Origin of the sequence: Chromobacterium fluminis (genome assembly GCF_011602385.1) — a bacterium.
GTDB classification, from domain to species: Bacteria; Pseudomonadota; Gammaproteobacteria; order Burkholderiales; family Chromobacteriaceae; genus Chromobacterium; species Chromobacterium fluminis.
This window is the reverse complement of record NZ_JAAOMA010000018.1, coordinates 14,282-37,731: the sequence shown is the minus strand read 5'-3', so window position 1 is coordinate 37,731 and position 23,450 is coordinate 14,282. Positions and strand designations below refer to the sequence as shown.

General features: G+C 62.7%; 23 protein-coding genes. 8 read left to right on the top strand and 15 right to left on the bottom strand.

The annotated features are described in order from the left end of the window. Positions 1 to 17: 17 nt before the first annotated feature. Both HA052_RS13885 and mutS read right to left on the bottom strand, forming a co-directional pair. Positions 18 to 443: a hypothetical protein gene (locus tag HA052_RS13885; RefSeq protein ID WP_081545382.1), complete on the bottom strand. Its 426-nt coding sequence runs from the start codon at positions 441 to 443 to the stop codon at positions 18 to 20. A 66-nt stretch (positions 444 to 509) separates the two neighbouring features. Then, positions 510 to 3,056, bottom strand: coding sequence for a DNA mismatch repair protein MutS (mutS, locus tag HA052_RS13880; RefSeq protein WP_166452353.1), 2,547 nt, complete (start codon positions 3,054 to 3,056; stop codon positions 510 to 512). Between the two features lie 317 nt (positions 3,057 to 3,373). Between mutS and HA052_RS13875 the strand changes: the two genes are divergently transcribed. The 4 genes from HA052_RS13875 to ugpQ all read left to right on the top strand — a co-directional run bounded on the left by HA052_RS13875 (position 3,374) and on the right by ugpQ (position 7,191). Next, positions 3,374 to 3,940, top strand: a complete 567-nt coding sequence (locus HA052_RS13875; RefSeq protein ID WP_043590797.1) for a GbsR/MarR family transcriptional regulator — start codon at positions 3,374 to 3,376, stop codon at positions 3,938 to 3,940. A 2-nt stretch (positions 3,941 to 3,942) separates the two neighbouring features. Further along, on the top strand, positions 3,943 to 5,283 hold the full coding sequence (locus HA052_RS13870; RefSeq protein ID WP_166452352.1) for a cytochrome ubiquinol oxidase subunit I: 1,341 nt from the start codon (positions 3,943 to 3,945) through the stop codon (positions 5,281 to 5,283). Further along, on the top strand, positions 5,280 to 6,293 hold the full coding sequence (locus HA052_RS13865; RefSeq protein ID WP_166452351.1) for a cytochrome d ubiquinol oxidase subunit II: 1,014 nt from the start codon (positions 5,280 to 5,282) through the stop codon (positions 6,291 to 6,293). Before HA052_RS13870 ends, HA052_RS13865 begins: the two co-directional genes overlap by 4 nt. A gap of 139 nt (positions 6,294 to 6,432) precedes the next feature. Continuing rightward, positions 6,433 to 7,191, top strand: a complete 759-nt coding sequence (ugpQ, locus tag HA052_RS13860; protein WP_166452350.1) for a glycerophosphodiester phosphodiesterase — start codon at positions 6,433 to 6,435, stop codon at positions 7,189 to 7,191. Here the strand turns inward: ugpQ and HA052_RS13855 are convergent. After that, complete coding sequence (locus HA052_RS13855) at positions 7,178 to 7,882, bottom strand: substrate-binding periplasmic protein (protein WP_166452349.1); 705 nt, start codon at positions 7,880 to 7,882, stop codon at positions 7,178 to 7,180. The two genes, ugpQ and HA052_RS13855, sit on opposite strands and share 14 nt — an antisense overlap. A gap of 6 nt (positions 7,883 to 7,888) precedes the next feature. Beyond that, complete coding sequence (locus HA052_RS13850; protein ID WP_166452348.1) at positions 7,889 to 9,901, bottom strand: methyl-accepting chemotaxis protein; 2,013 nt, start codon at positions 9,899 to 9,901, stop codon at positions 7,889 to 7,891. 564 nt (positions 9,902 to 10,465) lie between these two features. Between HA052_RS13850 and HA052_RS13845 the strand changes: the two genes are divergently transcribed. Beyond that, positions 10,466 to 11,881, top strand: coding sequence for an alanine/glycine:cation symporter family protein (locus HA052_RS13845; protein ID WP_166452347.1), 1,416 nt, complete (start codon positions 10,466 to 10,468; stop codon positions 11,879 to 11,881). Between the two features lie 67 nt (positions 11,882 to 11,948). On the opposite strand, the gene hemN is transcribed toward HA052_RS13845, so the two are convergent. Beyond that, positions 11,949 to 13,355 (bottom strand): oxygen-independent coproporphyrinogen III oxidase, encoded by a 1,407-nt coding sequence (gene hemN / locus HA052_RS13840; protein WP_166452346.1) that lies wholly within the window; start codon positions 13,353 to 13,355, stop codon positions 11,949 to 11,951. A 109-nt stretch (positions 13,356 to 13,464) separates the two neighbouring features. On the opposite strand from hemN, the gene fnr reads away from it, so the two are divergent. Next, positions 13,465 to 14,211 carry a fumarate/nitrate reduction transcriptional regulator Fnr gene (gene fnr, locus HA052_RS13835; protein ID WP_043590811.1) on the top strand — a complete coding sequence of 249 codons (747 nt, stop codon included), beginning with the start codon at positions 13,465 to 13,467 and terminating at the stop codon, positions 14,209 to 14,211. A gap of 202 nt (positions 14,212 to 14,413) precedes the next feature. On the opposite strand, the gene HA052_RS13830 is transcribed toward fnr, so the two are convergent. Together HA052_RS13830 and HA052_RS13825 are read right to left on the bottom strand one after the other, a co-directional pair. Then, on the bottom strand, positions 14,414 to 15,337 hold the full coding sequence (locus HA052_RS13830; RefSeq protein WP_166452345.1) for a DUF1853 family protein: 924 nt from the start codon (positions 15,335 to 15,337) through the stop codon (positions 14,414 to 14,416). Continuing rightward, positions 15,327 to 16,106 carry an RNA methyltransferase gene (locus HA052_RS13825; RefSeq protein WP_166452344.1) on the bottom strand — a complete coding sequence of 260 codons (780 nt, stop codon included), beginning with the start codon at positions 16,104 to 16,106 and terminating at the stop codon, positions 15,327 to 15,329. The genes HA052_RS13830 and HA052_RS13825 overlap by 11 nt, the downstream gene beginning before the upstream one ends. Before the next feature lie 203 nt (positions 16,107 to 16,309). Here HA052_RS13825 and HA052_RS13820 point away from each other — a divergent pair, with 203 nt between their 5' ends. Together HA052_RS13820 and HA052_RS13815 are read left to right on the top strand one after the other, a co-directional pair. After that, positions 16,310 to 17,101, top strand: coding sequence for an inositol monophosphatase family protein (locus HA052_RS13820; protein ID WP_081545371.1), 792 nt, complete (start codon positions 16,310 to 16,312; stop codon positions 17,099 to 17,101). A gap of 75 nt (positions 17,102 to 17,176) precedes the next feature. Beyond that, on the top strand, positions 17,177 to 17,575 hold the full coding sequence (locus HA052_RS13815; protein WP_166452343.1) for a VOC family protein: 399 nt from the start codon (positions 17,177 to 17,179) through the stop codon (positions 17,573 to 17,575). Between the two features lie 343 nt (positions 17,576 to 17,918). Here the strand turns inward: HA052_RS13815 and udk are convergent, their stop codons facing one another. The 8 genes from udk to iscU form a co-directional block, all read right to left on the bottom strand. After that, positions 17,919 to 18,539 (bottom strand): uridine kinase, encoded by a 621-nt coding sequence (gene udk / locus HA052_RS13810; protein ID WP_166452342.1) that lies wholly within the window; start codon positions 18,537 to 18,539, stop codon positions 17,919 to 17,921. A gap of 95 nt (positions 18,540 to 18,634) precedes the next feature. Next, a complete protein-coding gene (locus HA052_RS13805; protein ID WP_081545367.1) occupies positions 18,635 to 19,267 on the bottom strand; it encodes a glutathione S-transferase family protein in 633 nt (210 codons plus the stop codon). 173 nt (positions 19,268 to 19,440) lie between these two features. After that, a complete protein-coding gene (gene iscX / locus HA052_RS13800; RefSeq protein WP_081545366.1) occupies positions 19,441 to 19,635 on the bottom strand; it encodes a Fe-S cluster assembly protein IscX in 195 nt (64 codons plus the stop codon). A gap of 132 nt (positions 19,636 to 19,767) precedes the next feature. After that, positions 19,768 to 20,109, bottom strand: coding sequence for an ISC system 2Fe-2S type ferredoxin (gene fdx, locus HA052_RS13795; RefSeq protein WP_048413457.1), 342 nt, complete (start codon positions 20,107 to 20,109; stop codon positions 19,768 to 19,770). A 9-nt stretch (positions 20,110 to 20,118) separates the two neighbouring features. Beyond that, entirely contained in the window at positions 20,119 to 21,981 is a 1,863-nt protein-coding gene (gene hscA / locus HA052_RS13790; protein WP_166452341.1) for a Fe-S protein assembly chaperone HscA, read from the bottom strand. Positions 21,982 to 22,089: 108 nt separating this feature from the next. Then, the gene (hscB, locus tag HA052_RS13785) at positions 22,090 to 22,623 is read right to left on the bottom strand and encodes a Fe-S protein assembly co-chaperone HscB (protein ID WP_166452340.1); all 534 of its coding nucleotides are present in this window, start codon (positions 22,621 to 22,623) and stop codon (positions 22,090 to 22,092) included. Positions 22,624 to 22,698: 75 nt separating this feature from the next. Next, complete coding sequence (gene iscA / locus HA052_RS13780; protein ID WP_081545363.1) at positions 22,699 to 23,022, bottom strand: iron-sulfur cluster assembly protein IscA; 324 nt, start codon at positions 23,020 to 23,022, stop codon at positions 22,699 to 22,701. Between the two features lie 17 nt (positions 23,023 to 23,039). Beyond that, the gene (iscU, locus tag HA052_RS13775) at positions 23,040 to 23,423 is read right to left on the bottom strand and encodes a Fe-S cluster assembly scaffold IscU (protein WP_019102783.1); all 384 of its coding nucleotides are present in this window, start codon (positions 23,421 to 23,423) and stop codon (positions 23,040 to 23,042) included. Positions 23,424 to 23,450 lie beyond the last annotated feature (27 nt).

Sequence of the window (23,450 nt, the reverse complement as noted above, 5' to 3'; positions counted from 1 at the left end):
CATGGCCGTGCCAGCGTTTAAGCGCGGTGGCTGTCCTCGAAGTAGGCGATAGGCCCGGCGCTGGTTAAGCCGATGTGGAAGGTTGAGCTTTCCGGGAAGGTTTCGCCTATGCTTTCCGCGGCGCGCACGATCTCGTACAGCACTTCCACTTCCTTGAATTTTCGGGTGATGTTGTCATTGCCCTGCAACCAGACCCGAATTTCCTCGGCATGCGGGTGGTTGTTTTCCAAGTCCAACTGGCAGGCCGGCGTGCTGATCAAGCTGATCGCAGGCGGCATGCTGATGTCCAGTTGTTGCAATTGTTGGCTCGCCAGTTCGGCGAAGCTGGACAATTCGAGGTTGGCCCGCTCGCGGATGGAGGAAAGGGCAATGCTTCCATCGTCCGTGACCTGACTGAACAGTGTGACCAGGCCCGGGGCGGTGGCAGTGTTTTCAAGCGACATTGTTGTTGCTCCTGTCTCGGATGTTACCTTCTAGTAATATAGGAAACGTCCCCGGGTCTGGCCTGGTCATTTGGCCAGTTTCTTTAATTCGTAGAGCAGAGCCTGGGCTTCCCGTGGCGAGAGATCGTCTAGATCGACCTCCAGAAGGCGTTCGACTGCCGGATTCGGTTCGGGTTCCACAGTTGCCGCCGCGGGTAAACTGATAAATAGGTCTGGCTGCACGCGGCTGGCGGAGTGGTTCTCCAATTCAGTCAGATAACGGCGCGCCTCGCGGATCACTTTGCCGGGCACGCCGGCCAACTGGGCCACTGCCAGGCCGTAGCTCTGGCTGGCCGGGCCTTCCTCCACATGGTGCAGGAACACGATGCGGTCCTTGTGCTCCACGGCGGACAGATGAACGTTGGCGACGCTAGGGTACTCGCTTTCCAGGCTGGTCAGCTCAAAATAATGGGTGGCGAACAACGTATAGGCGCGGCTCTTCTCTATCAGCGCCTTGGCGATGGCCCAGGCCAGCGCCAGGCCGTCGAAAGTGGAGGTGCCGCGGCCCACCTCATCCATCAGCACCAGCGAGTGTTCGGAGGCGTTGTTGAGGATGTTGGCGGTTTCGGTCATTTCCACCATGAAGGTGGAGCGGCCGCCGGCTAGGTCGTCGGAGGCGCCGATGCGGGTGAAGATGCGGTCTATCGGCCCGATCACCGCGCGTTGGGCCGGCACGAAGCTGCCGACGTGCGCCATCAGCGTGATCAGCGCGTTCTGGCGCATATAGGTGGATTTACCGCCCATGTTCGGGCCGGTAATCAGCAGCAGCTTGCGGGTATCGGACAGCCGGGTGTCGTTGGCGATGAAGCGCTCCACCTCCGCCTCCACCACCGGGTGGCGGCCTTCTATGATTTCCAGCCGTGGTTCGGCGACGAATTCCGGCTCCACGTAGTTGTTGACGCTGGCGCGCTCGGCGAAGGCGGACAGCACGTCCAGTCCCGCCACCGCCTGGGCGATCAGCTTCAGGTCCGGGATGTGAGGCGCCAGCTGGTCCAGCAGGTCTTCGTACAACTGCTTTTCCAGCGCCAGCGCGCGGTCCTGCGCCGACAAGGCCTTGTCTTCGAATTCCTTCAGTTCCGGCGTGATGTAGCGCTCGGCGTTCTTCAGCGTCTGGCGGCGGCGGTAGTCGTCCGGCACCTTGTCGCCCTGGGCCTTGGTGACTTCGATGTAGAAGCCGTGCACGCGGTTGAATTCGACTTTCAGCGTGGGAATGCCGGTGCGTTCTTTTTCGCGGGCTTCCAGCGCCAGCAGGAAGGCGCCGCAGTCGGTCTGGATCGCGCGCAACTCGTCCAGCGTGGCGTTGAGGCCGTGATTGATCACGCCGCCGTCGCGCAGGAAGGTGGAGGGTTCGGGCAGGATGGCCTGGCTGAGCATGGTTTCCACTGGGGAATCGTCGGGCAGCAGGCGCGCCAGTTCGCCCAGCAGTTCTGCGTCCAGATCGGCGGCCAGCCGTTTGACGCCGGTCAACGCCTTCAGCGAATCGCGCAGCGCGGCCAGGTCGCGCGGACGGGCGCTGCGCAGCGCGATGCGGGCGGTAATGCGTTCGATGTCCGCCACTTCGCGCAACTGGGCGTGGGCGTCGTCGTAGGCCGGCAGCAGGGCGCGCACTGCTTCCAGCCGGCGCGCCAGCTTGCCGTGGCTGCGAATGGGGTGATGCAGCCAATGGCGCAGCAGACGGCTGCCCATGCTGGTGGCGCAACCGTCCAGCAATGAGGCCAGCGTCGGAGACGGTTCGCCGCGTATGGTTTCGGTCAGCTCCAGATTGCGGCGGGTGGCGCCGTCCATGCGGATCAGCTCGCCGGCGTCTTCCACCGCCAGGTTGGCGATGTGGGCAGGGTTCACGCTCTGGGTGGTCTTGACGTATTCCAGCAGCGCGCCGGCGGCGCCCACCGCCACCGGCAGGGTGTCGGCGCCGAAGCCGGCGAGGTCGCGGGTGCCGAAGTGCCGGGTCAGCGTCATCTGCGCCGACTCGATGTCGAACTGCCACGGCGGCAGCTTTTTCTTGGGCGTGGCCACGGTTTCGAACACATTGAGGCCGGTGTCGTCCGGGATCACCAGTTCGGCGGGCTTTAAGCGCTCCAGCTCGCTGTGCAGGTCGTCCACCCGGGTCTGCAATACCTTGAACTCGCCGCTGGCGAGCGATAGCCAGGCCAGGCCCAGCACGCCCTTGACCATGTTCACCGCCATCACCAGGTTGTCGCGTTTGTCGTCCAGCAGCGCGGCGTCGGTCAGGGTGCCGGGGGTGACGATGCGAACCACCTTGCGTTCCACCGGGCCCTTGGACAAGGCCGGGTCGCCGATCTGCTCGGCGATGGCGACGGATTCGCCCATCTTGACCAGGCGCGCCAGATAACCTTCGGCGGCGTGATAGGGCACGCCGGCCATCTTGATCGGGTTGCCGCCGCTGGCGCCGCGGGTGGTCAGGGTGATGTCGAGCAAGCGCGCCGCCTTCTCCGCGTCCTCATAGAACAGTTCGTAGAAGTCCCCCATGCGGTAGAACACCAGCTTGTCGGTGTGTTCGCGTTTGATGGCTAGGTATTGCTGCATCATCGGGGTGTGCTGTGGCGTGCTCATCGGCTATGGGCTCTTATGTTTTCAATGGACAACAGGATGCCGTGGCCGTTGCCCGCGAATCAAGGCCGCGCGGGCGCCAGGGCATCCCTGATTAATGTTCCGACCCCGCGCGAGGCGGGGCTTTTGGAGAGTCGGCGCTATTTTAGCGCAGCCCGCCAGCGGCGTCAGCCGCACCGGCTCAGACTGTAAAGATGCGATGTGCATGGATTTGGTTTCTGTCAAGCGGGCGGCTCAACGATGGTTGTGATTGACTTGGTTTCGTTGCGAATTTATGATTTATATCAAAGTTTCAGAAATTCCTGAAAATTGAGAACGTCATGAATTTATCGCCACTCGTCCAGTCTTTCGTGCTGCATTTTGGTGAAATGGGCAGCCGCTGGGGCATCAATCGCACCGTCGGGCAGATCTACGCGCTGCTCTATGTATCGGAGAAGCCGCTGAACGCGGATGAAATCGCAGAGAGCCTGAGCTTTTCGCGCTCCAACGTCAGCATGGGACTGAAGGAGCTGGAGTCCTGGCGCCTGGTCCGGCTGCAGCACTTTCCCGGCGACCGCCGCGAATATTTCTCCACGCCCGACGATGTCTGGGCCATTTTCAAAACCCTGGCCGAGGAGCGCAAAAAGCGCGAGGTGGAGCCTACGCTGACCATGTTGCGCGGCGCCATCATGGAGACGCCGGCCAGCGACGCTGAACGCCACGCCCAAGCGCGGATGAAGGAGATGCACCAGTTGATCGAACTGGTGACAACCTGGTTCTCCGACATCCAGCACATGGACGTGGAGACCTTGCAGCGCTTGATGAAATTGGGTTCGCAGGTGCAGAAGATCCTGCAGTTCACCCACTCGCTTTCGAAACTGACCAGTCGCGACGGCGACAGGGAGTAGCTATGGACTTTGACCCGCTGGTATTGGCGCGCATTCAGTTTGGCGCCAATATTTCCTTTCACATCTTGTTTCCCACCATCAATATCGCGATGGGCTGGGTGCTGCTGTTCTTCAAGCTGCGTTACCTGAAAACCAGTCAGCAAGGCTGGATGGACGCCTATGGCTTCTGGGTGAAGATATTCGCCCTGTCCTTCGCGTTGGGCGTGGTCAGCGGCGTGACCATGAGCTTCCAGTTCGGCACCAACTGGCCGGGCTATATGCAGACGGTGGGCAATATCGCCGGCCCGCTGCTGGCGTACGAGATCCTGACCGCCTTCTTCCTGGAGGCCACCTTCCTGGGCGTGATGCTGTTCGGCCGCTCGCGGGTGTCGGAGCGAGTGCATACCTGGGCCACTTTCCTGGTCGCCTTCGGCAATACGGTATCGGCGTTCTGGATTCTGGCCTTGAATTCCTGGATGCAGACTCCGACCGGCTTCAAGATGGTGGACGGCAAGGCGGTGGTGACCAGTTGGCTGGAGGTGATCTTTAATCCCTCCTTGCCCTATCGTTTGACTCATATGCTGATTGCTTCCGGCCTGACCACTGCTTTCCTGGTGGCCGGCTTGTCGGCCTACCGCCGCTTGAAGGGCGATGGCAGCGACGGCGCGAAAATGGCGCTGAAAACCGGCGTGGTGACCGCTGCCTTGCTGATTCCGCTGCAGATCTTCGTGGGCGATATGCACGGTCTCAACACCTTTAAGCATCAACCGGCCAAGTTGGCGGCGATCGAGGGCATCTGGCACACAGAGAAGGGCGCACCGCTGTTGCTGTTCGCGCTGCCCAACGCGGAAACCCGCCAGAACGATATGGCGGTGGGTATTCCCAAGCTGGCCAGTTTGATCATTACCCATGATCTCAACGGCGAGATCCGCGGCCTCAACGAGTTTGCTCAGCATGCGCCGGTGGGCAAGGTGTTCTGGAGCTTCCGCGTGATGGCCGGCGTGGGCGCGCTGATGCTGCTGGTGTCCTGGCTGGCCTGTTGGCAACTGCGTCGCCGCGGCCAGTTGGCGCCGTTGATGCTGCGGGCGCTGGTGGGCATGACTTTCGCCGGCTGGGTAGCGACCCTGGCCGGCTGGTACGTGACCGAGATCGGCCGTCAACCGTGGCTGGTGGAGGGCGTGCTGACCACCGCGCAGGCGGCGGGGTCGGCGACCGGCGGTATGGTGGCGTCGACGCTGGCGATGTATCTGGGCCTGTACCTAGTGTTGCTGACCGCCTATGTGTCGGTCTTGTTCTATATGGCGGGCAAGGCGGCCGGCCAGTCCGGCGGCGAGGCCGCGCATCTTGAGGAGAAACTGGCATGAGTGGCGCTGTGTACTGGTTGCCGGTGGTGTTCGCCGGCCTGATGGCCCTGGCCATGCTGATTTACGTGGTGCTGGACGGTTACGATCTGGGCGTGGGCTTGTTGCTGCCCTTCGCCGAGGACGACGAGAAGGACATGATGATCGCGTCGATCGGCCCGTTCTGGGACGCCAACGAAACCTGGCTGGTGCTGGGCGTGGGCCTGTTGCTGGTGGGCTTCCCGCTGGCGCACGGCATCATTCTGGGCGAACTCTATCTGCCGGTGGCGCTGATGCTGGCCGGCCTGATCGTGCGCGGCGTGGCCTTCGACTTCCGCGTCAAGGCGCGCGAGCCGCATAAGCCGTGGTGGAACGTCGCTTTCGCCTGTGGCTCGCTGTTGGCGGCGCTGACCCAGGGCGTGATGCTGGGCCGCTATCTGACTGGCTTCGCCGAAGGCTGGCTGGCCTGGGGCTTCGCCTTGCTGGCCGGTATCGGTCTGGCCGCGGCCTACACCTTGTTGGGCGCCGGCTGGCTGATCATGAAGACCAGCGGGGCTTTGCAAGCCAAGGCGGTGGCCTGGGCGCGGCGCAGTCTGGCAGGCGCGGGTTTGTCGGTGCTGCTGGTGTCGGCGGCCACGCCGCTGGCCAGCAGCCATATCGCGGCCAAGTGGTTCGCCTTGCCGGAGTTTTTGTTGCTGCTGCCGCTGCCCTTGGGTTGCATCGTGCTGTTCGCCACCTTGTGGGTGATCCTGCCGAGGCTGGCGGTGCGCCAGGCCGCCGGCAACGATAATTGGTGCTGGGCGCCGTTCGCCTGCACCGTCGGCGTCGTGCTGCTGTCGTTCTGGGGCCTGACCTATAGCGTGTTCCCCGAGGTGGTGATTGGCCGGCTGAACATCTGGCAGGCGGCCAGCGACACCGCGGCCTTGTGGGTGATCTTCTGGGGCGCGGCGGTGGTGCTGCCGGTGATTCTGGTGTATACCGCCTTTGTCTATCGGGTGTTCCATGGCAAGGCCAATGCGCTGACTTACCAATAAGCCGGTATTTGGCGCCGCCTTGACCAAGCCGTCTTTGCTCTGCAAAGGCGGCTTTTGCCATACTGGGAGGGCGTCATCTGTCTGCAATCCGCGTCGGCGAGAATGACGCCTTTTGTCCGAGGTTTGCAAGGAAGCGCCCATGTCTCATTCCACATCCGGCCGGCAATGGCCTTATCCCCGCTTCATCGCCCATCGCGGCGGCGGCGCGTTGGCTCCGGAAAATACCCTGGCCGGTTTTCGCGAAGGCCTGCGCTACGGCTACCGCGGCGCCGAATGCGATGTGAAGCTGTCGGCCGACAATGTCTGCTTTTTGCTGCACGACGACACGGTGGAGCGCACCAGCAACGGCCGCGGCGCGGCGGCGGCGCTGAGCATGGCGCAATTGGCGCGCCTGGACGCCGGCGGCTGGAAGGGCGCGGCTTTTGCCGGCGAGCCCATGCCGACGCTGGAGACGGTCGCCGCCTGCTGCCTAGCGCACGGCATCGCCTTGAACATCGAGATCAAACCCTGCCCGGGACGGGAGGCGGAGACCGGCGCGACGGTGGCGGCGGAAGCCGCTCGGCTGTGGTCCGGAGCCGCGTTTCCGCCCTTGCTGTCGTCTTTTTCCGCCGAGGCGCTGAGCGCAGCGCGGGAAGCCGCGCCGAATCTGCCCCGAGCCTGGCTAGTTGAGCAGGTGCCGGCGGACTGGCAGGCGCGTTTGCGCGATCTGGACTGTGTTGCGTTGCACTGTGATTATCAGAGCTTGAGCGCTGAGCTGGCCGCCGCGATCAAACAGGCCGGCTTTCAATTGCTCTGCTACACGGTGAACCAGCCGGCCGACGCTGAACGTTTGCTGGCCTGGGGCGTGGATAGCGTCTGCACCGACCGTTTGGATTTGCTGCGGCTTATTTCAGATTGAAGGCTTTGAAGCTGCCGTCCGCCTTCATCGCCAGGATGGCGTGGTTCAGCCGCTGTATGGCGTCGTCGCTCAACTGCGGATGGCAGGCGAAATAGATGTCCGTTTCATTCACCACCAGGGCGACGCGCGGCGTCGCCATTTTCATTTTGTCGGCCAGGCCTTGTATGCCCACGTCCAGCGTGGCCAGCAAGTCGATGCGGCCCAATTGCAGCTTGCGCAGATTGGTTTCCGCGTCCGCGCTCTCGTCCAGCGTCCAGCCCTGCTGCTTTAGCCGGCTGGCCACGGCGGTGCCGCGTACGGCGCCGATGTGGAAGTGCCGGGCCTGTTCCACGCCGCCGAAGTCGCGGGTTTCGTCATTGCGCGCCAGCAGCACCAGCCGCAGGCGGATGACCGGCTCGCTCCAGCGGAACAGCATTTCGCGTTCCGGAAAGCGGGCGGCGGTCAAGCAGGTGTCCGGGGTCTGCTGGACCAACAGCACCGCGCGGGCGGTGGGGTAGGGCGTAAACTTGAACGGCAGGCCGGCGCGCAGGGACAGCGCGCGCATCAGGTCGATGGCGGTGCCGGAGACGTGCTGCTGATCGGCTGAGACTTCGATGATGGGAGGCTGCGGGCTGACCAATATGGTCAGTCCGGCCGCGGCGGCGGGGGCCGAAGCCAGCGCCGCGATCAGCTGTCTCAGCAGGCGCGGCATGAGGGCCTAGACGCTGAAGCGGCCGGCAAGCTGGCCCAGCCGCTGTGATACCGATTGCAGTTCGCCGGCGGTCTGCGCGCTGGCTTCGACGGCGCTGGCGTTGGTTTCCGACATCCGCGCCACGCTCTCCACGTTTTGCGCCAGCGACTGGCTGGCGCTGCTCTGTTCCTTCAGTCCCTGAGTGATTTGATGGATGCTGTCCAGCACCTGGTCCACGCATTGGCGGATGGAGGCGATGCTGGCGCCGGCGTTGCGGGTGTTTTCCTGGCCTTGCATGATGGCGCTCATGCCGGTTTGCATATTGGCGATGGCCTGCTGCGAGGTGCGCTGGATGTCGGAGACGATGGTGCTGATCTCGGTGGTGGATTGCGCGGTGCGTTCCGCCAGTTTGCGCACCTCGTCGGCCACCACGGCGAAGCCGCGGCCTTGTTCGCCGGCGCGCGCGGCTTCAATGGCGGCGTTCAGCGCCAGCAGATTGGTTTGGTCTGCGACATCGCGGATCACATCGACAATGCTGGCGATGGACTCCGATTGCTGGCCCAGAGCGCCTATGGTTTCCGAGGCAGAGGACACGTCGCGCACGATGCTGTCCATGCTGGCGCTGGCGTCGTGGATGATGGCGTTGCCCTCGCTGGATTGGCTGACTGCGGCGCGCGAGAGTTGATTGGCTTGTTCCGATTGCTCGGCGCTGACCATCAGGCTGGTGCTCAGTTGCTCGATCGCCGCCGCCATGCTGGCCGCCGCCTGAGTTTGCTTGGTGCTGCTGTGGGAGACGTTCTGGGCGCTTTGCGCCATCTGGTCCGCGGCCGAATTGACTTCGTGCGAGGTGTCCAGCAGCTGGGTCACGGTGTCGCGCAATTGATCGCGCATCTGGCCGATGGAGGCGAGTAAGCTGCTACGGTCCTGTTCGCGCAACTGGATGCGGGTGCCCAGCTGGCCGGCGGCCAATTGCTCGACCACGCTTTGCACGTAGAAAGGCTCACCGCCCAGTTGCAAGGTGATGGACAGGTAGAGCTGGTGGAACAGGAAGCTGGCCAGCAGCATCGCGGCCAGGCCAATGCCGATGTAAAGATTGCGCTGAGCCTGCATGCGGTCGATGCGGGCTTGCAGCAGGGCTTCCAGGTTTTTCAGCGTCACATCGCTGAAGCGGGAGCCTATCTCTGCGTTTTTCGCCGCCATCCCGCTTAGGGCCAAGGCTGCGCCGGTCTGTCCTGTGATGGCTTTGTCAATGGCGGCGGCCTGGCCTTGATGGAAGGCCGCCAGTGCCTGGGACTCTGCGTTCAGCGCGTTTTTCAGCGCCGGATTGTAGGCCAGCGCCTTGGCCAGGTCGCTGTTCAATCCGTCCAGCGTGCCATTGATCAGCGGGCGCAACTCCACCAAGCGGTCGCGCTCGGCTGGCGTCAGCGCTTGACCGGCCTCCGATTTGGCGGCCCAGGCCAGCGCTTCGCCGACGTAGTTGCTGAGCGCGGGCAGCTTGGCGGTGGCGGCGTCCATCAGATAGTAGCTGTCGATGTCCGGGTCCAGCGTCAGATTGGAGTTGTCGCTGGCGGCGCCGAGCAAGGCGTTGAGTTTGTCCGCCGTACTGTCGAAGCTGGAGATCACTTGGGGCGGCGGGGCCGCGCCGATCCGCGACAGCGTGCCTCGCGCGGCGCCGGCGGCTTTCCAGGCGTCGTCGGTTTGCAAGATGGCGCCGTATTGTTCCTGAGCGCTTTGCAGTTGGTTCCAGCCTTGTTCCAGTTGCGCCTGCGCCGCCGGCAACGCGGCTTTGGCGGCGGCCTCGCCCTGCGCCGCGCGCACGGCCAGGTCCTGCGCCTGCTCCAGCGCGCCCAGCAAATGCTGTAGCGGCTGGATATAGGACACCCCGACTCTTTCCTTTTGCGAAAAGTCGATATTGTCCTGATTGGTTCGATACAGACCGTACACCATATAGAGTAAGGCGACGGCAAAGACCGTGCCGATCAGCGCAAAGCGGCTGGGGTAGCTCAAGCGCTGCATCAGCCTTACCACGGGTGTTGTCATGATTTCGCTCCTGACTGTGGCGGCGACGTCCGCAATGTGGACGTCTGCTTCGCCAGTTCCAGAATAGGCAATTTTCACGGGCTGCGATTGCCGCATGAAATGCGATGGCGTGTCGGATGGTCCGCGCATCAGTTCGTCTCGGGAAAGCGCGTGAGCTTTGTCTTGTCAGGATAGGGTGGATAAGCGGCAATAATGCCTGAGTCATCAAAAATGACTTTGGATTGTTTGGACATTGGGTAAATGTTCGGCTATCCGGAATAGTTAAATGACAAAGGCGTGCTTCGAGGCGGGGGAATGGACGTTTGCGCGGCTTTGGCCGAGATCGCCCGGCATTGCCAGCAATCACTCTATTTTGTTAAATTCGCCGGGTTTTGCATTGAAACAGTCTGACGAAGCCGTGTCCTGAACCCGGCGACCCGACGGTCGCGGGGAACGGTTTCGTCAAGGCCGCAATCTTCAAGCCCGGCGACAAGACCGCGGCGAGGACAACCTTCCAGTCTGCAATCCTTCCGGCGCGCGTCGCCTATTTTCCAGATTGCCACGCTCAGAGCTTTAAGAGGATCCATGGACTTGCTTCATTCGTTTATCAATGCCGCCAATGATGTGATTTGGGGCAAAATGCTGATTGGCCTGTTATTGGCCGTCGGCTTGTATTTCTCGCTGCGCTCCGGTCTGCTGCAGCTGCGGCTTTTTGCGCGCGGCTGGCGCGAGATGATGGGCGGCCGCGGCGGCCACCGCAGCAAGGACGACATCTCGCCGTTCCAGGCCTTCGCCACCGGCCTGGCTAGCCGGGTGGGCACCGGCAACATCGCCGGCGTGGCCATCGCCATCGCTGCCGGCGGACCCGGCGCGGTGTTCTGGATGTGGCTGACCGCCATGCTGGGCATGGCCAGCGCTTTCGCCGAATCAACCTTGGCGCAGCTGTTCAAGACCAATCACCATGACGCCACCTTCCGCGGCGGTCCGGCTTATTACATCCAGAAAGGCCTGGGGCAACGCTGGCTGGGCGTGATCTTCGCCTTATGCCTGATTCTGGCTTTCGGCCTGGTGTTCAACGCGGTGCAGGCCAACTCCATCGTGGCGGCCACCGAGGGCGCCTGGGGCTGGAACCGCTATATGGTGGGCATCGCCCTGGTAGTGATGAGCGCGCCCATCATCTTTGGCGGCGTGCGCTCGGTGGCGCGTGTGGCTGAATGGCTGGTGCCGGTGATGGCGGCCATCTATTTGCTGATGACCTTCTATGTGCTGGCGGTGCATGCCGCCGAGCTGCCCGGTCTGATTGTGTTGATCGTCAAGAGCGCTTTCGGCCTGGAGCAGGCGGCGGGCGGTTTCGCAGGCTACGCCGTGAGTCAGGCGATGATGCTGGGCATCAAGCGCGGTCTGTTTTCCAATGAGGCGGGCATGGGTTCCGCTCCCAACGCGGCCGCGACGGCGACCTCGCGCCATCCGGCAAGCCAGGGCGCGATTCAGATGTTCGGCGTCTTCATCGACACCATGGTGATCTGTACCGCCACGGCTGCCATCATTCTGCTGTCCGGGGTGCATGATCAGGGTTTGAGCGGGGTGGCGCTGACGCAGAAGGCCATCGAGGCCCAGTTTGGTCCGATCGGGGCGTCCTTCCTGGCGGTGGCGATGTTCTTGTTCGCCTTTTCCACCATCATCGGCAATTACGCTTACGCCGAGGGCAATGTCGAATTCATTCGCAGCAATAAGTGGATTTTGTTGGTGTTCCGGCTGATCGTGCTGGCGATGGTAATGTTCGGCGCTGTGGCCAGCTTGCCGCTGGTGTGGGACATGGCCGACTTCGCCATGGGTTTGATGGCCTTGATCAACCTGGTGGCCATTGTATTGTTGTCGCGTTACTTCTTCATCGTGTTGAAGGACTACGAGCGTCAGTTGAAGCAAGGCGAGTCCACTCCTGTGTTCAAGGTGGCGGATTACCCGGAACTGGCGGCCAAGGTGGAAAAAGACATCTGGTAAGCCTATGCCAGGCCCCAACGATAAACAGCCCGCGTCCAGACGCGGGCTGTTTTGTCATGGGGCTGGCTCAAATGGTTTTGGAGTAGCGAGCTTGAGTACGGCGCTCCCGCAGGTGCCGGTCGAAGATCATCGCGATATTGCGGATCAGGAAGCGGCCCTTGGGTTCCACCATGATGAAGTCGCCGTCGAAGGACAGCAGGCCCAGTTGCTGGTATTCGCGGATCTGCGGCAGCTCTTCGGCGAAGTACTCGGCGAAGTTGATGCCGTGAATTTCTTCCAGCGCTTCCACCGACAGCGAGAAACGGCACATCAGGCCCTGGATGATGCTGCGGCGCAGGATATCGTCATTGTCCAGCGTCAGTCCGCGCAGCACCGGCAGATGGCCGCTGTCCAGCGCCGCGTAGTAGCTGTCCAGGTCTTTGGCGCTCTGGCTGTAGCAGGGGCCGACCTTGCCGATGGAGGACACGCCAAGGCCAATCATGTCGCAGTCCGCATGCGTGGAGTAACCCTGGAAATTGCGTTGCAGCCGGCCCTGGCGCAGGGCGGAGGCCAATTCGTCGTCCGGCTTGGCAAAGTGATCCATGCCGATGAACACATAACCGGCATCGGATAGACGTTGCACCGAGTCCTGCAGGATGTCCAGCTTGGTTTCCGGCGACGGCAGATCGGCCTCGTTGATGCGGCGCTGCGGCATGAACACGGTGGGCAGATGGGCGTAGTTGTACAGCGCCAGCCGGTCCGGACCGATGGCGATCACCTTGTCCAGCGTGCGGCGCACCGATTCCCGGCTCTGCAAGGGCAGGCCGTAGATCAGATCGACGCTGACGGACTTGAAGCCGGCGTCGCGCGCCGCCTGGATCACCTCCAGCGTTTCCTCCTCGGATTGCACGCGGTTCACCGCCTGCTGCACCGCGGGCTCGAAGTCCTGGATGCCGACGCTGATGCGGTTGAAGCCGAATTCAGCCAGCTTGAAAATTGTAGCCGCGCTGACTTTGCGCGGGTCTATTTCTATGGAATACTCCCCCTCCTTCAAGAACTCGAAATGAGTCTTGAGCAAGGTCATCAATCGTTCCAGTTGCGCGTCGGACAGGAACGTTGGGGTGCCGCCGCCGAAATGCAGCTGTATCACCTGCTCTCGACGGCCCAGACAGGAGGCGACCATCCGGACTTCCTTTTCCAGGTAGTCCAGATACAAGTCGGCTTTGCCGCTGTCCTTGGTGATGATCTTGTTGCAACCGCAGTAGTAGCAGATAGTGTTGCAAAAAGGTATATGAGCGTACAATGATAAAGGTTTCCGGTTGGCGCCGATGCTGCGCTGCCGTAGCCAGTGGATGTAGTCTCTTTCGGCAAAACCCGGCGTAAAGCGATCCGCTGTCGGGTATGACGTATATCTAGGACCTGTCCCGTCGAGGCGTTCAATCAGAGCGCGGTCGAATTCAAAATGGGCAGGAGAAAATGGGTGGGTGGTCTTCATGTCGTATTTGGATAGCAAAACCTCTGGTGGACTGGTAAATTTGCGGAAATCCTGCGAATTTCGCTTTGATAAGGGTCAAGCTTCATCGCAAGCTTGTACTAAACATGCCATGTCCGATCAGAATCATATCTCTTTGCATAACCTGAAGGTCTCCTGCTCCAACTGCAGCCTGAAGGAACTCTGTCTGCCTGTGGGGCTCAACCGCGAGGAGCTGACCCAGCTTGACGCGGTGATCCGCCAGAGCCGTCGTTTGAAGCGCGGCGAATACCTGTTCCGAAGCGGCGAGGGCTTCCGCTCTCTGTTCGCGGTGCGTACCGGCTTCTTCAAGACCAGCGTGGCCAGCCAGGACGGCCGCGAACAGGTGACCGGCTTCCACATGTCCGGCGAACTGATGGGTTTGGACGGCATTTCCGCCAATGTTCACGGTTGCGACGCCATCGCGCTGGAGGACAGCGAGGTGTGCGAGTTGCCGTTCAGCCGCATGGAGAGCCTGGGTCGCGAAATTCCCACCTTGCAGCACCACTTCTACCGACTGATGAGCCGCGAGATCGTTCGCGATCAAAATGTAATGTTGCTATTGGGCAACATGAAGGCGGAAGAACGTCTAGCCGCTTTCTTGCTCAATTTGTCCCAGCGTCTGTCCACCCGGGGCTTCGCCGCCAATGATTTCATCCTGCGCATGAGCCGCGAGGAAATCGGCAGCTTCCTGGGGTTGAAACTGGAAACCGTCAGCCGCACGCTGTCCAAGTTCCAGCAGCAAGGCTGGATCACGGTAGACCATAAGCATATCCAGCTAGTGATGGTGGATGAGTTGAAGGCGCTGATTTCCGGCTGCGCCCACGCCAACGGCCATTGATTCCGCCGCTTAGGCAGAGTCGTGAAAGACGCAAGAGCGTGTTTACGATCTTGCGAGCTAAGGCGAGACAAGGCGAAAGCGGCTGAGAAAGCGGAATGTACACGTGGTACATGAGCATTTCGAAGCTGGTTTCAACGCCGTATCGCCGACGCGCAGCGGATTGTAAACAGGTTCTTAGGCAAGCCATCGGGCTTGCCTTTTTTCATGGGGACGGCGCGCAGTCGGCGATTTGCCGCAGCAGCCGCGACAAGGGCGCTTCTTGAGGCCATCCGGGCGGCACGGCGAAGCCGCGCGCCACTTCGTGCCAGTCGCCGTCGGGGCCGGGTTGCAGTTCGGCCAGCAGCTGCGGCGCCTCGGCCTGTTCCAGCCGCGCGCGCAGTTCCGCCGCGTCGGCGGTGTGTTCCCGCGAGAGGCGCGCCGGCGCCAGCCAGCTGAGCCTGGGCAGCCAGGCCCAGCGGGAGTCCGCGTTCAACGCAGGCCAGTCGCCGCGCAGCGGCCAGTATTGCCCGTAGAGGGGCAGAGCGCCGGGCGGAGGTTCCGGCGAGGTGTCCAGGGCGTGGAACAGCCAACCGCTGAGCCGGGCGCCGACAGCGCAGCCGTCGAAGCCCGCCGGCAGCGCAGCTTGCGCCGCGGGATGGCGGGACAGGCGCAGCTGGGTCTGCAGCTTATGGGCTTTCAGCGCCCAGGCGTCGCGCAGGCTGGGGCCGGTCAGCGTATCGGCGCTGCGGCCTAGTTGCAGGTAGAACTTGCTGGCGGCTTCCAGATGCAGCGGTTGGCCGTCGAGGCGCAAAAGGAAGTCGAATTCGCCGACGGTGCGGCCGTCCGGACCGCGCACCGGCAGATTGCTGGCGACCAGTTCGATGTGCGGCGCCAAGCGGAACCAGAAGGACAGCAAGCGCTCGGCGTAATGGCCCAGACGGCGGGTGGGCTGGCGCGCCAGCCAGTGCTGCAGCTCGGCCGGATCGGCGTCCAGCGCTTGCAGCAAGGCCGGGCCGTCTGCCCCCAGCAGCCGTTGTGGCGGGATGTCCGCGCCGCTGCGCCAGGGGGAGGGCGCGGAGAGCAGAAAAGCCAGATCGCGCACCGCCGGATGCGCGTAGGGCAGGGTGAACGGCGGCTTATTCGCCATCCGGTCCGGGCGCGTCGCGGCGGACTTCGCCGTCGGCGGCGCGCTGCACCTGTTTGAGGAAGCCGCGCAGGATGTCGATCTCCTCGCGCAGCAGGCCGGCGCGGTTGAACAGAGTGCGCATCCGGCGCATCATCCGCTCGCTGTTGCGGCGGCGGAAATAGCCTATCTTGTCCATGGTCTGTTCCAGATGGCCGCAGAAGCCCTCCACCTCGCCCAGCGCCGCCGCGTCGCTGTCGGCGCGCAGATAATCGACGTCCACGCCGGTGTGGCTGAACAGCTCGTAGGTCATCACCTGCACTGCCATCGCCAGATTCAGCGAGAAATAGTCCGGGTTGCCGGGGATGGTGACCAGACGGTTGCATTGCTCGACTTCTTCGATCGACAGGCCGAAGGTTTCATTGCCGAACACCAGGGCCACTTGTTCGCCGGCGCGCGCGCGCGCCACCAATTCCGGCGTAGTCTGACGCGGTGTGGACAGAGGGGTGGTCAGCTCGCGGCGGCGGCTGGTCAACGCGCAGGCGATGGTGACGTCTTGCAGCGCCTCGGCGAGGCTGGGCACCACGGTGGCCTGTTCGAGAAGATCCACCGCGCCGGAGGCCAGCGTATTGGCTTCGTCGCTGGGAAATACTTTGGGTTCAACCAGATAGAGCCGGCTCAGGCCCATGGTCTTCATCGCTCGGGCGGCGGAGCCGATATTGCCCGGATGGTTGGGGCGAGCCAACACCACGCGAATGTTTTTCAGAAAATCAGGTACTTGGGGTTTATTCATCAGCAGTTTCACATTAAAATAGCCGGCTTATCGAAAAGCCCGCGCGCCGTTATTGCGCGCAAGGCCAGCGCTTGCCGGATGGGCAGGCATGCCGCCTTGCCCGATTGCGCCGGGTTTTTCTTGTTCCTTAACCCAGATTGTTACTAGCAGACGTCGCGTCATGTGGCGGACGTCTGTCATGGTTGAAAGTGTAGAGGCCGTCAATGCATCCGATGCTCAATGTCGCGGTGAAAGCCGCTCGCCGCGCCGGCAGTGTCATTCAGCGCGCGTCGCTGAATCTCGACGCGGTGCGCGTAGAGCGCAAGAAACACAATGACTTCGTGACCGAAGTCGACCGCGCCGCGGAAGAGTCCATCATCGCTTCCATTCTGGAAGCTTATCCCAAGCACGCGATTCTAGCAGAAGAGTCCGGCGCGAAAGGCATCGGTTCGTCGGAATACGAGTGGATCATCGATCCGATCGACGGCACTACCAACTTCCTGCACGGCCACCCGCAGTACGCGATTTCCATCGCGCTGGCGCACAAGGGCCAGGTGCAGCAAGCCGTGGTTTTCGACCCCAACCGCAACGATCTGTTCACCGCCTCGCGCGGCGTCGGCGCCTTCCTCAATGATCGCCGCATCCGCGTGTCCAAGCGCTTCATGATGAATGAATGCGTGATCGCCACCGGCTTCCCGGTGTCCGACCAAAGCTATATCGACCAATACCTGGGCATGCTCAAGGATGTGCTGGCCAAGACCGCCGGCGTGCGTCGCGAAGGCGCGGCCTCGCTGGACCTGTGCAATGTGGCCTGCGGCCGCGTGGAAGGCTTCTGGGAGCTGAACCTCAAGCCTTGGGACATCGCTGCGGGCAGCCTGATCGTGCAGGAAGCGGGCGGCATCGTCACCGACTTGTCCGGCGAGCAGGGCTGGCTGGAGTCCGGCGACATCGTCGCCGCCAACCCGAAGGTGCTGGCGCAGCTGCTGCACATGCTGGCGCCGCATATCGGCAAATAAGCGTTGTCGGCTTGGCCTGAGCGGCTAAGCGCGTCACGGCGTCCTCGGGGACGCCGTTTTTGTTTGGAGCGTGAGATGAAACAGTTTTTGGGTTCGGTTGCCCTGGTGGTGGCGGATTACGACGAGGCCATCGCCTGGTATGTGGACAAGCTGGGCTTTGTCTTGCTGGAGGATGAGCGTCAGGGCGAGGACAAGCGCTGGGTGCGCGTGGCGCCGCCGGGGGCGAGCGAGTGCGCGTTGCTGCTGGCCAAGGCAAGCAATGCGAGGCAGCAGGCCGTGGTGGGTGTACAAACTGGTGGTCGCGTCGGCTTCTTCCTGCATACCGACGACTTCTGGCGCGATTACCGCCGCATGGCCGCGGCGGGCGTGAGCTTCAGCGAGCAGCCGCGCGAGGAGGAATACGGCACCGTGGTGGTGTTCGAGGATTTGTACGGCAATCGCTGGGATTTGCTGCAGTTGAAGTCCGACGTTTAAACGCTGGCAGGGCCCCGTGAATAACAAAGAGCCGCGCATTGCGCGGCTCTTTGTTATTCACGTCGCCAAAAACCGCCGGCTCGTCGTCGGCAGCGGCTTGCGGCTGCGGCGGGTAGGCGTCCGCTTCGTTCCAGTCCAGATCAAGATCCAGTTCGACCAGCATGGCCTGGCGTCCGGCCTGGCGCTGGCCGGAGCGGCTCCGCCCGTGGGCGCCGCCTTTTTTCATGATGGGCGCGCAAGCGTGCGGATTGCGCGGTTTGATTGTGTGCATGGAGTGCTCCTGTGCTTGGATCCCGCTGCGAAGAGCGGGCGGAAGACGGCGGCGCGGACGCCGCCGCATGAATCAGTTGCGTACCATCAGGCTGGCCACCTTGGTGGTGATAATATCCACCGCCGGATCATTGGCGCCGTGAGGCAGGATCACGTCGGCGAAGCGCTTGGTGGGCTCGATGAACTGGTTGTGCATCGGGCGCACCGTGGTCAGGTATTGCTCGATTACGCTATCGGTGGTGCGGCCGCGCTCGGTGATGTCGCGCTTGAGGCGGCGGATGAAGCGCACGTCGGAATCGGTGTCGACGAAGATCTTTAAGGACATCATGTCGCGCAGCGCGGCGTCGTACAGCGGGAATAAGCCCTCGATGACAATGACCGGCGCCGGCTGCAGGGTGATGGTTTCTTCGGCGCGGGTGTGGTTGGCGAAGTCGTAGACCGGCATTTCGATCGCGCGGCCGTTGCGCAGGTCATCGATGTGTTCGATCAGCAGCGGCCAGTCAAAGGCCTGCGGGTGGTCGTAGTTGGTGGCCAAGCGTTGTTCGAAGGTCAGATGGCTCTGATCACGGTAGTAAAAGTCTTGAATGATCACAGCCGCCATCTCGGAGCCAATGGTTTCCAGCACTTGATTGGTCACCGTGGTTTTACCGCTGCCGCTGCCGCCTGCAACGCCGATGATGAACGGGGTGGTCATGAAACTATCCTTCTACGCGTAAAAATGATAAAAAAACGCGCCATTCTAATGAGTTATGGCGCGTCCTTCCACTCTAATTGCGACATCGGACGCTATTAAGCGCGCTGACCTTCCGCCTGGGCCGCGCCATACCATTCCCGCATAGCCGGCAAAGCCAGTAGATGGTCGACATAGGCTTGCGATTGTTCCGGCAATTTGACGTTGTAAGTGTGGAAGCGGGTGGCGATGGGGGCGAAGAAGGCGTCGGCGATGCTGAAGCCGCCAAAAATGAATTCGCCGTCGGCCTGATGGCGCGGCAGATGCTCTTCCCATAGCGAGATGATGCGGGCGATGTCGAACTCCACCGCCGGCGTGCTTTGGTAATTGATGTGGCGCAAGGTCAGATTCATCGCCAGGTGTTCGCGCAGGGCGGAGAAGCCGGAGTGGATCTCGGCGACGATGGAGCGGGCGACTGCGCGCAGTCCGGCGTCGTCCGGCCACAGCGTGGCGGCGGGAAAGCATTCGGCTAGGTATTCGCAGATTGCCAGCGAATCCCAGATCCGCAATTTGCGATCTATCAGCACCGGCACCTTGCCGGCCGGATTGGCGGCGAGGATGCGGGCCTTGGTGTCGGACAGGTAGAGATCGATCTGCTGCTCTTCAAACGGCTCGTCCAGCATTTTTAGCACCAGCCAGGGGCGTAGGGACCAAGAAGAGTAGTTTTTATTGCCGATGATGAGGGTAAACATCAGGGAGCTCCGTTTCGAAAGAGGAGGCTGCCGGCGGGCTGTCGCAGCCTTTGTCCGATGATACCGCCATCGGTACGGCTTTTCCTATGCGGCGGCTGCGGGTTTTTGGCGCTAGACGGCAAAAAGGCCGCGTCAGGGAACGCGGCCTTGCCGAAACAGGGGGGCGGAGAGACTTATTCCACCTCGTCGATCCAAGCTTGTTGAATCGCCTCCAGCACGCGTTCGCCGCCGCGGCTGTGGTCGTCGTCAAAATCCGGCAGCTCGACGACCCAGTTGTGCAGATCGACGAAGCGCACGGTCTTGGGGTCGATTTCCGGATGGGCTTCCGCCAGTTCGATGGCGATGTCCAGCACGTCGGTCCATTTCATCTTCTTGTCTCCAGAGCGGGGAACCGTTCATAAAATCCAGCGCAGCGGCTGTAGCAAGGCGCGCCGCCGCAGACAGTACATGAGGTAGGGCAAGGCGGCGCAACGCGGCTACAGGGATTTTAGGGCGTGTTCCTAGTGGTGTTCGCGGGCGTGGTTGATGGTGTACCGTGGGATGTCTATCACCAAGTCCTCATCGGCGACAATCGCCTGGCAGGACAGGCGGGACTGGGCTTCCAGTCCCCAGGCCTTGTCCAGCAGGTCTTCTTCCAGCTCGTCGGCTTCGTTCAGGGAGTCGCCGCCTTCGCGGACGATGCAATGGCAGGTAGTGCAGGCACAGGACATCTCGCAGGCGTGCTCGATCTCGATGTCGTGGTCCAGCAACACCTGGCAGATGTTCTGGCCGGGTTCGGCGTTGTCGATGACCACGCCTTCCGGGCAAAGGTCGGCGTGGGGCAGTACGATGATTCGCGGCATGGCGGATCCTTACAAATCGGAAATGTTGTGGCCTTTGAGCGCGCGCCGGATATTGCGGTCCATGCGGCGCGAGGCGAATTCTTCGGTAGCGCGGTTGAGACGGCCGGAGGCCTCGTTGACCTGGCGGGCGGCCTGGGCCGCGGCGATGGCCGCGTCCACGGCGGCCAGCGCCTGTTCCACCGCGTTGCGCTCATCGGCGTCCAGCAGATCGCCGTCGCTGGCTAGCGCGACGCGACAGGCTTCGCTGAGACTGGTGGCGTCGACGACGGCTTCGCGCAGCTTGCGCGCCTCGATGTCCTCATGCACATGGGCCATGGACTCGGTCAGCATGCGGCTGATTTCCTCGTCGCTGAGGCCGTAGGAGGGCTTGACCTCGATGCGGGCTTCCACGCCGCTGGTCTGTTCGCGGGCGGACACTTCCAGCAGGCCGTCGGCGTCCACCTGAAAGGTGATGCGGATGCGGGCCGCGCCGGCCACCATCGGCGGGATGCCGCTCAAGGTGAACTTGGCCAGCGAGCGGCAATCGGCCACCAGTTCGCGCTCGCCCTGCAGCACGTGGATGGACATCGCGGTCTGGCCGTCCTTGAAGGTGGTGAAGTCCTGCGCGCGGGCCACCGGGATGGTGCTGTTGCGCGGGATGATCTTCTCGGTCAGGCCGCCCATGGTCTCGATGCCCAGCGACAGCGGGATCACGTCCAGCAGCAGCCACTCGTCGTCGCCCTTGTTGCCGGCCAGCACATTGGCCTGGATCGCCGCGCCCAAGGCGACGACCTTGTCCGGGTCCAGATTGGTCAGCGGTTCTTGGCGGAAGAAGTCGCCGACGGCTTTTTGCACCTGCGGCATGCGGGTGGCGCCGCCCACCATTACCACGCCATGGACCTCGTCCGCGGCGACGCCGGCGTCGCGCAGCGCCTTGCGCACGGGCAGCAGGGTCTTGTCCACCAGGTTCTTGGTGATGCCGCGTAAGGTGTCCTGGTCCAGCGTCAGGTTCAGGGCCTGGCCGTCGGACAGCAGGGCGGTGATCTGGGTCTCCGCGTGCTCGGTCAGCGCTTCCTTGGCTTCGCGGGCGCGGGTCAACAGCAGCCGGGTGTCCTGAGCGCCCAGCCCGGACAGGCCGGCCTGCTCAAGCATCCAGCAGTAGACGCGGTGGTCGAAGTCGTCGCCGCCCAGCGCGGAGTCGCCGCTGGTGGCCAGCACTTCGAACACGCCGCGGCTGAGTTTGAGAATGGAGACGTCGAAGGTGCCTCCCCCTAGATCGTAGACGACGTAGATGCCTTCGCTGCCGTTGTCCAGCCCGTAGGCGATGGCGGCGGCGGTAGGCTCGTTCAGCAGGCGCAGCACGTTCAAGCCGGCCAGGCGCGCGGCGTCCTTGGTGGCCTGGCGCTGGGCGTCGTCGAAATAGGCCGGCACCGTGATCACGGCGCCGGTCAGCTCGCCGCCCAGGCTGGCTTCGGCTCGTTGTTTCAGGGTGCGCAGGATGTCGGAGGAAATTTCAACCGGACTTTTGATGCCGCCGCGGGTCACCAGTTGCAGCATGCCTGGCGCGTCGACGAAGCGGTAGGGCAGGTTGCGGACGTCCGGCAGGTCGGCCAGGCCGCGGCCCATGAAGCGTTTCACCGAGACGATGGTGTTGTGCGGATCCTTGTTCTGTTCTTTCTGGGCTTCGTAGCCGACGCTGACGGCGCCTTCGTCGGCGTAGCGCACCACCGAGGGCAGCAGGCTGCGGCCGTGCTCGTCCTTGAGTACGGCGGCGGATCCGCTGCGCACCGAGGCCACCAGCGAGTTGGTGGTGCCCAGATCGATGCCGATCGCCAATCGGTGTTGGTGAGGGGCGGCGGAGAGGCCGGGTTCAGCGATTTGCAGTAAGGCCATATTCAGTTCAAATCAGTTCGAGGTAAGCCGCCTGCTGCGGCGGAGGCGGATAGGGAGGACAGGCCGGAGCGCGATCCCCACGACGGGGAAGGGCCGGCGGCCGGGAGCTCAGTCGAGCAGTGCCTCGATGGCATCGCCGATTTCCTGGTCCAGTTTTTCCAAAAACCGCAATTTTCGCACTAGAAGCGCGGCGGCGTCCAAGTCGGCGCGCTGGTCCAGCGCCTGTTCCAGCTCGGCCTGATGCGCGCGGCTCTCGTCCCGCAGTTGGCGCGACAGCATCTCCAAGCGTTCGAGTTCGCCGCCGGCGCGGGCATCTTCGATGTTCTCGCGCCATTCCATCTGCGCCATCAGGAAGGCGGCCGGCATCTGGGTGTTGGTGTCTTCCTGAGTGTCGACTCCGGAGAGCGTCAGCAGGTAGCGGGCGCGGTTCAGCGGCGACTTCAGCGTTTGGTAGGCTTCGTTGACCCGGGTGGCCTGCATCAGCGCGCTGCGCTTTTCGGCGTCGGAACTGCTGGCGTAGCGGTCGGGATGGACCTGGGCCGCGGCGGTGCGCCAGGCGTGTTCCAGGGCCGGGCCATCTATGGCGAAGCGGCGCGGCAGATTGAACAGGGAGAAGAAGTCTTGGCTGAAATCGGTGCTCATAGGGACGGGGCCGGGAAACCTAGCTTACAGTTGGACGACGGGCGGGCGGCGCCGAAGCGCGCCCGCCTGCCGGGGTCAGACGTTGAAGCTTTCGCCGCAGCCGCACTCGTTTTTGACGTTGGGGTTGTTGAATTGAAACCCCTCGTTCAAGCCTTCCTTGGCGTAATCCAGCTCGGTACCGTCGATGTAGGCCAGGCTCTTGGCATCGGTGAACACGGTGACGCCATGGCTTTCAAAGGTCACGTCGTCGTCGCTGGACGTGTCGACGAATTCCAGCTTGTAGGCCATGCCGGAGCAGCCGGAGGTCTTAACGCCCAGACGAATGCCCAAGCCCTTGCCGCGCTTGGCGATGAAGGCGCTGACGTGAGCGGCGGCGCGTTCGGAAAGGGTGATAGCCATGATGATGTCCCCGCTGATTATTTGCCGTGCTTTTGCTTGTAGTCGTTGACCGCGGCCTTGATCGCGTCTTCGGCCAGGATGGAGCAGTGAATCTTCACCGGCGGCAAGGCCAGTTCTTCGGCGATGGCGGTGTTCTTGATCTCCAGCGCTTCGTCCAGCGATTTGCCCTTGACCCATTCGGTCACCAGGGAGGAGGAGGCGATGGCGGAGCCGCAGCCGTAAGTCTTGAACTTGGCGTCCTGAATCACGCCGTCCTCGCTCACCTTGATTTGCAGCTTCATCACATCGCCACAGGCCGGCGCGCCCACCATGCCGGTACCCACGCTGTCGTCGCCTTTTTCGAAAGAGCCCACGTTGCGCGGGTTTTCGTAGTGATCCATTACCTTGTCGCTGTATGCCATGATTATCTCCTTCAGCGCCGCTCCGGT